At 54.8% G+C, this 13,516-nt stretch carries 17 protein-coding genes; 4 read left to right on the forward strand and 13 right to left on the reverse strand.

All coding sequences use genetic code 11. The annotated features are described in order from the left end of the window. Positions 1-92: 92 nt before the first annotated feature. Positions 93-323, forward strand: coding sequence for a YceK/YidQ family lipoprotein (locus ACA108_08390; protein XEX97503.1), 231 nt, complete (start codon positions 93-95; stop codon positions 321-323). A gap of 3 nt (positions 324-326) precedes the next feature. Here the strand turns inward: ACA108_08390 and ACA108_08395 are convergent, their stop codons facing one another. The 3 genes from ACA108_08395 to ACA108_08405 all read right to left on the reverse strand — a co-directional run bounded on the left by ACA108_08395 (position 327) and on the right by ACA108_08405 (position 3,139). Beyond that, the gene (locus ACA108_08395) at positions 327-701 is read right to left on the reverse strand and encodes a MysB family protein (protein ID XEX97504.1); all 375 of its coding nucleotides are present in this window, start codon (positions 699-701) and stop codon (positions 327-329) included. A 107-nt stretch (positions 702-808) separates the two neighbouring features. Continuing rightward, complete coding sequence (gene mdtG / locus ACA108_08400) at positions 809-2,035, reverse strand: multidrug efflux MFS transporter MdtG (protein ID XEX97505.1); 1,227 nt, start codon at positions 2,033-2,035, stop codon at positions 809-811. Between the two features lie 183 nt (positions 2,036-2,218). Continuing rightward, entirely contained in the window at positions 2,219-3,139 is a 921-nt protein-coding gene (locus tag ACA108_08405) for a Kdo(2)-lipid IV(A) acyltransferase (GenBank protein XEX97506.1), read from the reverse strand. Between the two features lie 226 nt (positions 3,140-3,365). Here ACA108_08405 and ACA108_08410 point away from each other — a divergent pair, with 226 nt between their 5' ends. Then, positions 3,366-4,415: a rhodanese-related sulfurtransferase gene (locus tag ACA108_08410; protein ID XEX97507.1), complete on the forward strand. Its 1,050-nt coding sequence runs from the start codon at positions 3,366-3,368 to the stop codon at positions 4,413-4,415. 75 nt (positions 4,416-4,490) lie between these two features. Here the strand turns inward: ACA108_08410 and ACA108_08415 are convergent, their stop codons facing one another. The 10 genes from ACA108_08415 to mdtH form a co-directional block, all read right to left on the reverse strand. Continuing rightward, the gene (locus ACA108_08415; protein ID XEX98055.1) at positions 4,491-5,063 is read right to left on the reverse strand and encodes a YceI family protein; all 573 of its coding nucleotides are present in this window, start codon (positions 5,061-5,063) and stop codon (positions 4,491-4,493) included. Positions 5,064-5,080: 17 nt separating this feature from the next. Further along, positions 5,081-5,635 (reverse strand): cytochrome b, encoded by a 555-nt coding sequence (locus ACA108_08420; GenBank protein ID XEX97508.1) that lies wholly within the window; start codon positions 5,633-5,635, stop codon positions 5,081-5,083. Positions 5,636-5,932: 297 nt separating this feature from the next. Continuing rightward, on the reverse strand, positions 5,933-6,046 hold the full coding sequence (locus ACA108_08425; GenBank protein ID XEX97509.1) for a YceO family protein: 114 nt from the start codon (positions 6,044-6,046) through the stop codon (positions 5,933-5,935). Positions 6,047-6,098: 52 nt separating this feature from the next. Further along, positions 6,099-7,214, reverse strand: coding sequence for an N-methyl-L-tryptophan oxidase (gene solA, locus ACA108_08430; GenBank protein ID XEX97510.1), 1,116 nt, complete (start codon positions 7,212-7,214; stop codon positions 6,099-6,101). Positions 7,215-7,345: 131 nt separating this feature from the next. Beyond that, entirely contained in the window at positions 7,346-7,600 is a 255-nt protein-coding gene (gene bssS, locus ACA108_08435; protein ID XEX98056.1) for a biofilm formation regulator BssS, read from the reverse strand. Between the two features lie 299 nt (positions 7,601-7,899). Next, positions 7,900-8,145 (reverse strand): DNA damage-inducible protein I, encoded by a 246-nt coding sequence (dinI, locus tag ACA108_08440; GenBank protein ID XEX97511.1) that lies wholly within the window; start codon positions 8,143-8,145, stop codon positions 7,900-7,902. A gap of 75 nt (positions 8,146-8,220) precedes the next feature. Beyond that, positions 8,221-9,267 carry a dihydroorotase gene (pyrC, locus tag ACA108_08445; protein XEX97512.1) on the reverse strand — a complete coding sequence of 349 codons (1,047 nt, stop codon included), beginning with the start codon at positions 9,265-9,267 and terminating at the stop codon, positions 8,221-8,223. A 153-nt stretch (positions 9,268-9,420) separates the two neighbouring features. Then, entirely contained in the window at positions 9,421-9,981 is a 561-nt protein-coding gene (locus tag ACA108_08450; GenBank protein XEX97513.1) for a lipoprotein, read from the reverse strand. A 115-nt stretch (positions 9,982-10,096) separates the two neighbouring features. After that, entirely contained in the window at positions 10,097-10,744 is a 648-nt protein-coding gene (grxB, locus tag ACA108_08455; GenBank protein XEX97514.1) for a glutaredoxin 2, read from the reverse strand. 72 nt (positions 10,745-10,816) lie between these two features. Further along, the gene (gene mdtH / locus ACA108_08460; GenBank protein XEX98057.1) at positions 10,817-12,025 is read right to left on the reverse strand and encodes a multidrug efflux MFS transporter MdtH; all 1,209 of its coding nucleotides are present in this window, start codon (positions 12,023-12,025) and stop codon (positions 10,817-10,819) included. A 242-nt stretch (positions 12,026-12,267) separates the two neighbouring features. On the opposite strand from mdtH, the gene rimJ reads away from it, so the two are divergent. Next, complete coding sequence (gene rimJ / locus ACA108_08465) at positions 12,268-12,852, forward strand: ribosomal protein S5-alanine N-acetyltransferase (protein ID XEX97515.1); 585 nt, start codon at positions 12,268-12,270, stop codon at positions 12,850-12,852. Between the two features lie 9 nt (positions 12,853-12,861). Further along, on the forward strand, positions 12,862-13,515 hold the full coding sequence (locus tag ACA108_08470) for a YceH family protein (GenBank protein XEX97516.1): 654 nt from the start codon (positions 12,862-12,864) through the stop codon (positions 13,513-13,515). The last annotated feature ends 1 nt before the right edge of the window (position 13,516 follow it).

The raw sequence follows: 13,516 nt of genomic DNA on the forward strand, positions 1-13,516 counted from the left end.
TCCTCGGTGGATGGCGAGGAATGCTATCCACCTTACATAACGCGAAATGCCGACCAATTGGTCGGCATTTTTTTGCTGACGGGAGACCTGCGTTGTTAAGAGCGATAGTTGTGATAGTGGCGGCCTGCGCGCTGAGCGGCTGCGGCAGCATCATTAGCCGTGCGGTACCGGGGCAGGGACATGGCAATCAGTATTACCCCGGCGTGCAGTGGGACATGCGTGACGGCGCGTGGCGCTACATCACCGTGCTGGATTTACCGTTCTCGCTGGTGTTTGACACGCTGCTGCTGCCAATTGACGTCAGCCACGGCCCTTACGAGTAACGATTACCGTTCATCCCATTCATCCGCGGCGGCCTGCCCCTCTTCGGTATCCAGCGGCGGCTCGAGCTGAAACTCTCCTTCATCCCATTCGTGCAGCGTATTCTCTTCCAGCCACTCCTGACGCAGTTCGATCTCGTCAAACTCGCCGTCAAACACGCTCTGCGCGGCTTCACCGCTCAGCATCGGTAAACACTCACCGTCTTCACTGTCGGTGGCGAAAAATTCCGCCTGCCACATGATATCGCCATCCTGCAGGATGTATTTCTGGACGTTGAGCTGCTGCACGTTGGCCGTCTCCTCGTCCACATCCGTATTGTCGGCGAGGAATAACTCTCGTGCGGCATCAATGGCTTCTTCAAGCGTTGCGTACATGCTCATGAAATATCTCCTTATGGCAGAGGTCGGGGAGCGGGTGCTCCATTACAATTTCATGTTAATTGTTGACGCTGTTCGCGAAGTTGCAAGTATGAGATTGCTCTGCGGCGTTATTCTCCGGGAATGCGTATCCGTGCCGCCGGGCGGCGCAGGCTGTACCAGGAGTAAAACGCATTGAATAGCACCACGCTTGCGGTGACCAGGAACACGGTTCTGAAGCCATAGTTAGCTGAAACCGCCGCGCCGATGAGCGGGCCAGTGACGTTACCGATATCGCGGAAGGACTGGTTATAGCTGAATATGCGTCCGGCAATCTGGTTGCTGGAGTTATAAACCAGCAGGGTCTGCACTGCGGGAAGCAGCGCACCATCGGCAGCGCCAAGTAAGAAGCGCAGCAGCCCAAGCTGCCAGGGATTCTGCACCATCGACATAGGGATCAGCAGCAGAACGGAGATCGCCAGCGCGCAAATCAGGATCTTTTCCGGCCCGATGCGATCGCCAAGTTTGCCCAGCCGCGGTGCGCTGATCAGCGCGGCAACGCCGGGCACCGAAGCAATCATGCCGCTGATAAACGCCAGGTTGCTTACGTTGCCTGCAAGGTCACGCACATAGAGCGTAAGAATCGGCGCAATCGAGCCGGTCGCGACCTGAATAATCATCGTGGTGACAAACAGGCTAAGGATCAGCTTAGGATTTTTGAGCGAGGTCAGCACCTGGCGGGCGTGAAGCATGTCTTTTTTGGTTACCGGGGTGAACTCCTCCCGGATATAGAGCAGCGTAAGGATAAAGCAGGCGAACAGCACCGCTGCGGTAATGAAGAAGACCGGTCGCAGCCCGTAGCTGTCGGCAAGCAGGCCGCCGATCAGCGGGCCAAGCAGCGCACCGCTCACGCCACCGGTGGAAAGCGTGCCGAGTGCCCAGCCGCTTTTATTGCGCGGCACCTGGGTGGCTATCAGAGCGTTAGCATTGGGAACAAAGCCGCCCAGCAGCCCCAGCAGGGCGCGCAGGGCAAGAAACTGCCAGATATTTTGTGCAAAACCCATCAGCACCATCACCGCCGCCATGCCCAGCGCCGAGCGCAGCAGCATGATCTTGCGGCCTTTACGGTCGGCAAGTCCGCCCCAGAAGGGGGAGGCGATGGCGGAAAACAGGAAGGTGATGCTGAACACCAGGCCCGACCACATATTCAGCGCGCTGTGTCCGGTGACGCCGAGCTGTTCGACGTACAGCGGCAGGAAAGGCATTACAAGGCTGAAGGCTGCGCCGGTGAGAAAGCATCCCAGCCAGGCGACGGTGAGATTACGCTTCCAGTTGATACTGCTGTCAGGGGAGGTCATACCGCTCCAGTAATATAGCTGGTAACAAGAAAATATTACCCTGCTAAGTATGCGCCTGATGAATGGAAAGTGGCAAACCGGAAAGCGTTTTTAGCTAAATGACGAACAGCGGGAAGAGACGTCCGTCATCCGCAGGGATATTGGAAGGCGCAAGCGCCATCCAACCTGCGTTGCAGAACAGCATCAATACCGGGAGGGCACGCCCTCCGGGCGGGTCTTAAAGCGGCGGTGTAGCCACATATACTGTTCCGGCGCCATCAGAATGCACTGCTCGACGATCTTGTTCATCCACAGCGCGGTGCCTTCCGGCGTTTCCAGGGGCGGCTCGAACTCGGCGGGCAGAATAATCAGCTCGTAGCCTTTACCGTCTGGCTTCCTGCGCGGCACCATCGGCACGATGGCCGCTCCCGACATTCGTGCCAGCGTATAGGTGCCCGAAGTGGTAGCCGCCTGATCTACGCCAAAAAATGGCACGAAGACGCTGCCGCGCGGGCCGTAGTCATGATCCGGGGCATACCAGATTATCTCGCCCTGCTTCAGCGCGCGGATCATGCCTTTCAGATCTTTACGATCAATCATGCTCTTATTGGAGCGCATACGGCCCCACGTTTGCAGCCAGTCCAGCAGCGCATTGTCATTCGGACGGTAAACGCCGATACCGGGTGTATTCATCCCAAACATGCGTGCGCCCAGCTCCAGCGTCAGGAAGTGGATGCCGATGAGCAGTACGCCACGCTTTGCTTCCTGTACCTTATGAATCTCTTCCACCCCCGAGACGTCGCACCAGCGCTGAATGCGCCACAGGGGCCAGAACCAGGCAATCCCCGTTTCCAGTAGCCCCAGGCCAACGGACTCAAAGTTTTTTACCAGGATAGCTTCGCGTTCCGCTGGCGTTTTCTGCGGGAAGGCCAGTTCAAGGTTGCGTCGGGTGATCCTGACGCGGCGCTTCATAAACTTCATGGCTAACTGACCAAGGCCGCGCCCAAGACGATAGATAACCGGATAGGGCAGCAGGGTCACAACGTACAGTAGGCCGATGCCAAACCAGGTTCCCCAGTAGCGGGGATGAAGTAAAGCGCGCGAGAATTGCGGTAAGTTCGTCATGTAAAACCTATTGTGACGGCAAATGCCGGATCTTCGTGATAAGGCTATTGTGGCATTTTTTGAGGTTGAGCCAAAATTAACGGCGGCGGGATGCCTGAAATTTCGCCAGAATGTTATTTTATCTGCCTTCAGATGAGGGAAATGTAGCGCAAAACACAGGGATGTAAATTAACGTTAATTGCTTTATCATGCGCACCTCTTTTTTTACGATTGCAGAGCGAACACCATGCCAGTGTTACACAACCGCATATCGAATGATGAACTGCGTGTGCGCATGCTCGCTGAAACCGAGCCGCGCACCACTATCTCATTCTACAAGTATTTCACCATTGATGAGCCGCAGGCCACCCGCGACGCGCTGTATAAAGCCTTCGTCGCGCTGGATGTTTTCGGCCGTGTCTATCTCGCCCGGGAAGGGATCAACGCTCAGATTAGCGTGCCGCAGAGCCGCGTCGAGGCATTCCGTGAAACCCTGTATGGCTTCCATCCGGCGCTGGACAACCTGCGTCTGAACGTCGCGCTGGACGATGACGGCAAGTCTTTCTGGGTGCTGCGCATGAAGGTGCGTGACCGCATTGTGGCCGACGGGATTGAAAATCCTGATTTTGATGCCAGCGACGTGGGTGACTATCTGAAAGCCGCAGAAGTGAATGCGATGCTGGATGACCCGGAAGCGGTCTTCATCGATATGCGTAACCACTACGAATACGAAGTGGGCCACTTCCAGAACGCGATGGAAATTCCGGCGGATACTTTCCGCGAACAGCTGCCTAAAGCGGTTGATATGCTGCAGGACGATAAAGATAAAAAGATCGTCATGTACTGCACCGGCGGTATTCGCTGCGAGAAGGCGAGCGCCTGGATGCGCTATAACGGTTTTAAAAACGTCTATCACATTGAAGGCGGAATAATCGAATACGCCCGTCGTGCACGCGAGCAGGGGATCCCGGTTCGATTTGTGGGTAAAAACTTTGTCTTTGACGAACGCATGGGCGAACGCATTTCAGACGATGTTATCGCGCACTGTCACCAGTGCGGCACCGCCTGCGACAGCCACACCAACTGTAAAAATGACGGCTGCCACCTGCTGTTTATTCAGTGTCCTGAATGCGCAGCGAAGTTTGAAGGGTGCTGTAGCGAAGTCTGTCGTAAAGAGTTGGCCCTGTCGCCAGAAGAGCAGCGGCGCCGCCGCGCGGGCCGTGAAAATGGCAATAAAATCTTTAACAAATCTCGCGGTGCGCTGAACACCACGCTGGGTATCCCGGACCCGGAATAAAAGATAACAGTGTGTGATGCTGCGCTTGACCCCAGGCCGGGTAAGCGCAGCGTTATATATCAAACCCGATGCGAGCTACTGGCGGACGCCTTCCACAGAGATAATTAAATCCACCTCCTGCGAGGCCGGGCCGAGATCGGTCGTGATATTAAAATCCTTCAGCTTGATCTTAGTTTCCGCTTCGAAACCGGCACGCACGCCTCCCCACGGATCGTCACCCTGACCGATTAGTTTTGCCTCAAGCGTTACCGGCTTTGTCACACCGTTGAGTGTCAGATTGCCGGCAATATCCAGATCGTCGCCGTCCTTTTTTACCCCGGTAGACACGAACGTCGCCTGCGGGAATTTGCTCACGTTGAGGAACTCAGCGCTGCGCAGGTGTTTGTCACGCTCGGCGTGGTTGGTATCGACGCTGGTGGTGTTGATGGTGACGCTGACTTTATCCGCAGCCGGGTTCTTCTCATCGAAGGTGAAGGTACCGTCAAAATCGCGGAATGTTCCATACAGCCAGCTGTAGCCAAGGTGCTGAATACGGAAGTTAACGAAGGCGTGCTGCCCCTGTTTATCAATTTTATAATCGGCGGCAACGGCCGAGCCGGTGGTGAACATCAGGGCGCCAGCGGCAATGCCCAGCAGGCTTTTTTTTATCATCATTCGCTCCAAAATTAACGAGAAGGTTTCCCAAGCATCCGCCTGAGCGTAACGTCTTTATCAATAAAGTGATGCTTCAGGGCCGCGAGGCCGTGCAGCACGGAAAGCACCACGACTCCCCATGCCAGCCAGAGGTGCAGGGTGCCGGCCAGATCCGCCTGGGCACCATAGCCGCTGAGGGTGGCAGGGATCTCAAACAGGCCGAATACGCTGACGGGCTTACCGTCTGCGGTTGAAATCAGGTAGCCGCTCAGCAGGATGGCGAACAGCAGGGCGTAAAGCAGAATATGGGCCGCTACGGCGCCGAAGTGCGTTGCACGCGAATAGCTGGCAAGCGCTGGCGGAGGAGGGGAAATAAAGCGCCAAAAAACGCGAATGACCATTGCCAGCAGAACGACCATGCCGATGCTTTTGTGCAGCTCCGGTGCTTTGTGATACCAACCGTCATAATAGCCGAGGGTGACCATCCACAGACCGAGGCCGAACATCCCGTATACGGTTAAAGCGATAAGCCAGTGGAGAAGGACTGATATATGCCCGTAGCTATGAGAAGTGTTACGCCAATGCATATTAATGCGCCCGTTGTCCGTTCCGAATAAGGCAGAACATAAACTGACTGTTAACGTCGACGCAACATAAAAAAGGTCGCGAAGAAATAATATAAATCTCAACCTGAAAATTTGAATGAAAACCGGCGATCAACATCATTTGATTAGAATGAAGAGGCGATATTATGCCTGGAATGCACTGTGTGAGCGGGGTTTGTTATGCGAAGGGTCAGGTCGACTTCAGCTAAAAATTTGCTCATATCTCTATTTTTATCAACGAAATGTCAGGATGCGTCAATATTACATACGGTTCTAAAGTCAGTAGAAATAAATATAAGCGATATCGAGCAGCGCCAGGCAGGACCATAAAATAAGGTACAGCATTAAGTGTTCGCGGACATTGTTAACAAGAAACAAAATAAAGCGACGCATAAGTTGCAGTCCGAATAACCAGAGCCCCGCTACTGGCGGGCTCTGGCGGAAGTTATTTGAAACGCTGGAGTGAAAAAGGCGTCAGATCGTAGTCCGTTGTTTTCCCCTGAGCGAACAGGCAGGCGATTTCCCCCAGCACGGAGGCAAATTTAAACCCGTGCCCGCTAAGTCCAGTAATAACCAGCGTGTTGTCGTGGCCGGGAAGAGTATCGATGATGAAATCCTCATCCGGGGAATTATCGTAGGTGCAAGCCGCGCCGTGCAGGCAGACGCCGACGCCGGGCAGAAACTTACGCAGGAAGCCAAATACTTCGCTGCCGTCGCTTGCCACGCTGCCGAAAGGCTTGCGCTGCGCGGGCTCGCTGAGAGGCTGTCCGCCGTCGTGCCTGCCGATCTTCAGCTCGTTATCCTGAGACGGAAACCCATAATACTGGCTGCCGTCGGGCATTTCGCCCGTGAAGGCCGGGAAGTGATTCTCTTCGCTGTAGCGTCCGTCTGCCTGGTGCCAGGCGAAGATCTTACGTACAGGGGAAACGGGTAGGTCAGGCAAAAGTTTTTTTACCCACGTACCCGCGCTGACCAGAAGCCTGCTTGCTGTGTATTCGCCTTCGGCGGTTTCGACTACCACGCCCTCTTCGGTATGACGGATGCCGGTTACGGCACAGTTGAACAGCTGAGCGCAGCCACCCTGTTTCGCCAGGCGGATATAAGTGGCGACGGCGACTTCGCTGCGCAGTACGCCGGAATTAGGTTCGAACAGGCCAATGTAGCCGTCGGGAACGCTTATGTTGGGCCAGCGTGCCATAACGGCATCAGCCTGCAGTGTCTCGAGCGGTAAAGAGAATTGTTGCGCGCTGCTTTGCACCGTAGAAATAAACGCGGAGTCTTTGGGACCGAGGTTGATAACGCCGGTGCGATGGAAAAGTTTTTCGCCACCGATCTCTTCCAGCACCTCCCAGAGCTTCTGCGCGCGCAGCACCAGCGGGACATACTTCTCACCTTCGCCGTAGGCGTGGCGCATCAGCCGGGTATCGCCATGATGGCTGCCCTGTTGATGAGGTGGATGGTCGCTGTCGATCATCAGGACATTCAGCCCGGAATGCGCCGCGTAGCATCCTGCGGCGGCACCCACAGAGCCACTCCCGACAATGATAAGATCGTAATGCATGTCGCTTTTTCTCCTCCCGCAAATAGTAGCCAGCAGAGTAAATAATTCTTAACTGGCAGGCAAATGAACCGGGCATAAAAACGAAAAAAGGCACCACTTTGGTGCCTTCGCTTAAACGTTCGCATTATTCGTCAATGCTTACGATGATCGTTTACCTGGTATTCACTTGATTCAATTTTTGCGATCCCGGCCTCTAAAATAGAAATAAACTGCCGGGCAACATCCGTGGTCAGCCACAAAGTCTGGCCGATTTCTGTTTCATCTTGCTTTTGCTTATCGGATGTCAGGTAGTGCAGGCGAAGCATCAGCGCATCGTAGCTATCAACGGTGCTGATGTCCCATCCGACGAGGGGATGGGTCTGGATTACATCACTATTTTTTTCCATCATAACCCCTTATATACGTGTGTTAAGACAACGGCTAGCGAGGTTTAATGCTTGTTTAATGTGAAGCCAGTTAAGTATATCAATGATTAAGGGATTTCGCGGAAGAAATAAATACCTTACAGCACTTTTTTTATATTATTGAAGCTGTCTGAACAATAAAGCGGCAAGTTATTCGGATGATTCTGTGCATTATCAATAGCAATCAGAATTATGCCTGAAATTTAGCCAAAGTAAAAAAAGAGATAAAAAAACCGGATGGCGACACCCGGCAAAAAATAAAACAAGGAGGGATTCTTTATTTATTCTGAGTCAAACCAGTCATCTGCGCTCTCCCAGGTTTCCTGCAGGATTTCGCTGATGCGGTCTTTATCTTCTTTAGCCCCGCCCAGCACCGACAGGTTGTTACCCGTGGCGTAGCGCACCTGGACGTGGTTGTCCGTCTCCGGAAAATGCTGGGTAATACGGCGAGTCAATTCTTGTGTCAGCGCATCTACTGCGCCGGCCGGCAACTGCGTGGTTTTGGCAATGGTCACTTCTATACGCATAACAACCCCCTGTACAATATACTGTTTATTTATACAGTTAAAGTGCACATCCTGCAACAGGGGGAGTGAAAATAGTTAGCCTTTCATAGACCAGGCCACCTGCTCGCCGGCGAGGAACGGCACGATGGTGTCGTCGCTGGTGGCGATGGTTTCCGGGATAAGCACGGGTTCGCGAACCAGTTCGATAGACTCTTCGTTAACCGGCAGGCCGTAGAAACGCGGGCCGTTAAGGGACGTAAAGGCTTCAAAGTGTTCCAGCGCATTCAGCTCTTCAAACACCGTGGCGTAGGCACCCAGCGCGGAAGGGGCGTTGAAGCACCCGGCGCAGCCGCAGCTGGCTTCTTTGCGGTGGCGAGCGTGAGGGGCTGAGTCCGTTCCGAGGAATACACGGTCGCAGCCGCTGGCCACCAGCGCACGTAGCGCTTCCTGATGGGTGCTGCGCTTTAAGATTGGCAGGCAGTACAGGTGGGGCCGTACGCCGCCCACCAGCATGTGGTTGCGGTTAAACATCAGGTGCTGGGGGGTGATGGTTGCCCCGAGCAGGGAGTTACCTTCCTGTACGTACTGCGCTGCATCTTTGGTGGTAATGTGCTCGAAGACGATTTTCAGCGCGGGCAGCTGGCGGCGCAGCGGCTCCATCACCGTTTCGATGAAGCGGGCCTCGCGGTCGAAAATGTCGATATCGGCATGGGTAACTTCGCCGTGGATCAGCAGCGGCATGCCAATTTTCTGCATGCGTTCCAGGACCGGCATGATGGCCGCGGTGCTGGTGACGCCGTGGCTGGAGTTGGTCGTTGCGTTAGCAGGGTAGAGCTTGGCGGCGGTGAACACGCCTTCGTTAAAGCCGCGCTCAACCTCGTTGGGATCCAGCGAGTCGGTCAGGTAGCAGGTCATTAGCGGTTCGAAGCTGTGTCCCTGCGGCACGGCGTCAAGAATGCGTTGGCGATAGCTGATGGCGGCTTCTACGGTGGTGACAGGCGGTGCCAGATTTGGCATCACAATCGCGCGACCGTAGGTTTCAGACGTCATTGGCACCACCGTTTTCAGCATGTCTCCATCACGAAGATGAACGTGCCAGTCGTCTGGGCGGCGAATTTTTAATACCTGAGGTAATACGGTCATTGCGATGCTCCGGCTGGAAGGGAAAAACAGTCATATTGGGCTGGTTTTATGCCGGGCACTAAGGATAGGCGGAATCGTTTTCGTTTGCACGACTTTGTTGCGAGATTTCTTTGTGCAACCCCTCCGGGCGGCGTGAGCTGCCCGGAGGGAAGATCAGTTAACGAAAGGAATGATGATTTCGCCAGGCTTCACTTCTATGCCTTTAGCATATTTCTTCGCCATGGATTCACCTTCGCTTCTGTCCTCGCTAAGCACGTAGGCCGGCTGCTCATTGAAATACTTGCGCAAAGACTGATTCAGGTAGGGAATAAGTGTCTGCACAATCGTCTGCATTTTTTTCGGCTCGACGGTAGCATCCACCACTTCCATCTCCTGCAGATAGATCGCCCCTTTCTCTTTATTAAACACAGGCAGCGCTTTCAGCTTCAGCTTGATATTGGCTTTTTGATTGCCAAACAGCGAAGTCATATCCAGCTTTGCATCGCCCGTCAGGGTCACTTTATTAGGCTCTTCGCGGCCAATTTGTGAGGCAAGATCGGAGAGAATAATATGCGCATCGGCCACGCCCGGCAGGCCAATGTCCTTCGAGAAGTTGTTGTGCTTAGCCAGCGCCTGGTTAATCTCTTGTTCGCTAACGGTGTACTGCGTAAGTTGGTTACAGCCAACCAGCAGTCCGGTCAGTATTAACAGTCCGGTAAAAATAATCTTCTTCATGACGTTCCTCAACATCCTGCTTTGGCCCCGAATCGTGACATAAAGCAGCATGATGCACCAGCGCAGGCCGTGCTACAGGAAAAGGATGAAATGCCGGCACGGGGCCGGCAGAAGATTAAATCGCGATGGAAGAGAGCAGGTTGATCTGCGTTTGCTTGGCCATGTTATCGCGGTAATCCCTTACCCGGCTTGGGTATTCAATGCCTGCCACCAGGGAGAGGCTACGCAGTAACGGGAAGAGGTGAATATCATCTTCCGAAAGTTCGCCGTTAACGGCGTTGGGCTGGACGATAAGCTTGTCGAGCTTGCGCAAATCGTCGCTAATTTTTTTAATCAGGCCCGGCGAGTGGCTGAGGTGTTCCTCGAAAGAACCAATCATCGCCTCTTTCTTTTTCACGAAGTAAGCGCGGGCTTCGGGTGTGGCGAACTCATCGAACGGTGCTTTTGCTACGCGCGGGATGATCAGGTTCTGGGTGTAAGCCTGCACGTTGCGCAGCCATTCGCCGATGGCGGCGTTGGTCGCTCCCGTCAGCAGCGGCTTGCCGTCCAGCCTGTCGATATAGTGAACGATGTCCATGCTTTCAGGCAGATAGCGGCTGTCATCTTTTTGCAGAATTGGCGCCATTTTCTTGCCAATCATCTTCGTTGGCGTCGCCTCGTCGTCGTTAAGCAGCACGTTCAGCTCAACGGGGACATTCTTCAGGCCAAAAATCATGCGCGCTTTAACGCAGAACGGGCAGTGATCGTAAATATATAATTTCACGTTCTCCTCCATTGATAAGCGGATAAAATCCGTTAACAAATGAGTATGGAAGAGAACGTGGGCTACCGCAAATTAGCTGCCCGGTTCCAGCATGGAAGGTGCAACGGGCTTCATGCTGAACTGCCACCACAGGGCAAGCAGGGTGATAAAGCCGACGATGCCCAGCATCATCCACGGCAGTTCCGGTTGATTCATCACTTTGCCCGCGTCAAATAGCCAGCCGCCTCCCGCATAGCCAACCGCGCCTCCCAGAGCCAGACCCAGACGGCTGAAGCCCATATAGCTGCCGCGCGCTCTGGAGTCGGCCAGCGAGGCCCCGAGCGTTTCGCGTGCTGGCTCTGCGATGATGGTACCGACGTAGAAAACGCAGATCAGCGTGAAGAGCTGCTGCAGCGTGCTGGTGAAGCCGATGGGTATCATAGCTAGCGTCATCAGCAGCAGCCCGGCCATTAAGCGCTGTTCAAGCCGGAAACGCTTTTCGCTCCAGCGGGCAACGGGGTAGAGCAGCGTCAGAGATAGCGCCGCCTCGATGGCATACATCCATTTTACCGCCGCCGGCGTGCCCGCGATTTCGTTCACCATGATCGGCAGCATCAGCATCACCTGCACGGCCAGCATGTAATAGCCCGCCAGGGTCAGCACATAGGTGACGAAACGCTTGTCCCTCATCACGCGGCCCATGCCTTCAAGCACCGGCGTGCGGATGGTGGAGAGCCTGTAGGCCGGCAGAAGCCAGGCGTTGACCCCGGCGCAGATGATGAACATTACCGCCCCGGCGGCGCAAACCAGACGGAAGTCATACTGTAACAGCCAGCTGCCGAGTAGGGCGCCGATCACGGCTCCCGCGCTGTCCTGCATCATCAACAGGGAGAAAAAGCGCCCGCGCTGGTGCGGACGAACAAGTTTGACCACCAGCGCCGCACGAGGCGGGTCGAAGAGCGTGCCGCCAATGGCCGAGATAAAACAGGAGAGCCACAGCACCCAGGGTTCATGCGCGATGCCCATCAGCGCGAAGCCGACCGCGCGCAGCAGCATGCCGGTGACGATCATCGGTTTGGCCCCCAGCCGGTCGGCAAAGGCGCCGCCAAATATCCCCAGTCCCTGCTGCGTAAGCTGCCGCAGGCCCAGGGCAATCCCGACCATTAAGGCCGCCCAGCCCATCTGGTCAACGAAGCGAATTGAGATTAACGGGAAGACCACGAAGAAGCCTAAAACCACCAGCATGTTATCAAGCAGCAGAAAATATTTACCCAGGCTTCTTGCCTGCGCCACCCGCGCCATCTTCCCTCCCGGGTAAGTGTTCAAAATGCGACAGGGATTCATTCTCCACCGCCTTTACATTTTTTGACAGATGGACAGGCGACAATATTTTTTTATCGTTCGGCGCGTTTGATTGAAGCTATTCATCGAAAAAATGTATGACGGAAGAAGAATTCTGCATGTTGTTGTTTTCCTTCCTCCGTAAGGGGCAGGTATAGTAATGATGACGGGTTGAAAACTATGGGATGTGAGGAGCTGGGGACATGTTTGGTTATCGCAGTAACGTGCCGAAGGTGCGTTTAACTACCGACAGGCTGGTGGTACGTCTGGTCTATGAACGGGACGCCTGGCGGCTGGCTGATTACTACGCTGAAAATCGCCAGTTCCTGAAGCCCTGGGAACCCGTTCGCGATGACAGCCACTGTTATCCCTCCGGCTGGCAGGCTCGCCTGGGCATGATTAACGAAATGCACAAAACCGGCAGCGCTTACTACTTCGCCCTGCTCGATGAAGAAGAAAAAGAAATTCGCGGCGTGGCCAACTTTTCAAACGTGGTGCGCGGATCGTTCCACGCCTGCTATCTCGGCTATTCGCTGGGTGAAAAATGGCAGGGGCAGGGGCTGATGTTTGAGGCGCTGACCACGGCCATCCGCTATATGCAGCGCACCCAGCACATTCACCGTATCATGGCCAACTACATGCCTCATAACCAGCGCAGCGGTGACCTTCTGGCGCGTCTGGGCTTTGAAAAAGAAGGCTATGCCAAAGATTATTTACTTATTGACGGCGTCTGGCGCGATCACGTTCTGACGGCGCTGACGTCAAAACTATGGACCCCTGGCCGTTGAGGATATGAGATGAAGTATCAGTTAACTGCGATAGAAGCGCGCGTGGTGGGCAGCCTGATGGAAAAACAGGTCACGACGCCGGAGCAATATCCCATGTCGGTGAACGGCGTGGTCACGGCCTGCAATCAGAAAACGAACCGCGAACCGGTGATGGATCTTAAAGAGCATGACGTTCAGGAAACGCTGGATACGCTGGTTAAACGCCACTTCCTGCGCACGGTCAGCGGATTTGGCAACCGGGTGACCAAGTACGAGCAGCGCTTCTGCAACTCTGAATTTGGCGATCTGAAGCTGTCCGCTGCTGAAGTCGCCGTGGTTACCACGCTGCTGTTGCGCGGGGCGCAAACGCCCGGCGAACTCCGCAGTCGGGCCGGGCGAATGTTCGAATTTACCGATATGGCCCAGGTTGAAAACGTGCTTGAAACCCTTGCCAGCCGCGAAGACGGCCCGTTTGTCGTGCGTCTGCCGCGCGAGCCGGGCAAGCGTGAAAGCCGCTATAGGCATCTGTTCAACGGTGAGTCAGAGACGCTGGCAACCGTTGCGGACGCCGTGGTTTCCGCGCTACCCGCCAACGATCTGAATGCGCGGGTAGCCCTGCTGGAAGAAGAAGTGGCCGAATTAAAACTGCGCCTGGACTCACTGCTCGCGCATCTCGGGGATTAAA

The sequence above is a fragment of the Dryocola sp. LX212 genome (assembly GCA_041504365.1).
Lineage (GTDB): Bacteria > Pseudomonadota > Gammaproteobacteria > Enterobacterales > Enterobacteriaceae > Dryocola.

Coding starts and splice junctions, on each gene's coding strand:
- ACA108_08470 (XEX97516.1), top strand. CDS start 12,862: ATGAAGTATCAGTTAACTGCGATAGAAGCGCGCGTGGTGGGCAGCCTG.
- rimJ (XEX97515.1), top strand. CDS start 12,268: ATGTTTGGTTATCGCAGTAACGTGCCGAAGGTGCGTTTAACTACCGAC.
- ACA108_08405 (XEX97506.1), bottom strand. CDS start 3,139: ATGACGAACTTACCGCAATTCTCGCGCGCTTTACTTCATCCCCGCTAC.
- ACA108_08425 (XEX97509.1), bottom strand. CDS start 6,046: ATGCGTCGCTTTATTTTGTTTCTTGTTAACAATGTCCGCGAACACTTA.
- ACA108_08450 (XEX97513.1), bottom strand. CDS start 9,981: ATGAAGAAGATTATTTTTACCGGACTGTTAATACTGACCGGACTGCTG.
- solA (XEX97510.1), bottom strand. CDS start 7,214: ATGCATTACGATCTTATCATTGTCGGGAGTGGCTCTGTGGGTGCCGCC.
- ACA108_08395 (XEX97504.1), bottom strand. CDS start 701: ATGAGCATGTACGCAACGCTTGAAGAAGCCATTGATGCCGCACGAGAG.
- mdtH (XEX98057.1), bottom strand. CDS start 12,025: ATGGCGCGGGTGGCGCAGGCAAGAAGCCTGGGTAAATATTTTCTGCTG.
- bssS (XEX98056.1), bottom strand. CDS start 7,600: ATGGAAAAAAATAGTGATGTAATCCAGACCCATCCCCTCGTCGGATGG.
- pyrC (XEX97512.1), bottom strand. CDS start 9,267: ATGACCGTATTACCTCAGGTATTAAAAATTCGCCGCCCAGACGACTGG.
- ACA108_08410 (XEX97507.1), top strand. CDS start 3,366: ATGCCAGTGTTACACAACCGCATATCGAATGATGAACTGCGTGTGCGC.
- dinI (XEX97511.1), bottom strand. CDS start 8,145: ATGCGTATAGAAGTGACCATTGCCAAAACCACGCAGTTGCCGGCCGGC.
- mdtG (XEX97505.1), bottom strand. CDS start 2,035: ATGACCTCCCCTGACAGCAGTATCAACTGGAAGCGTAATCTCACCGTC.
- ACA108_08420 (XEX97508.1), bottom strand. CDS start 5,635: ATGCATTGGCGTAACACTTCTCATAGCTACGGGCATATATCAGTCCTT.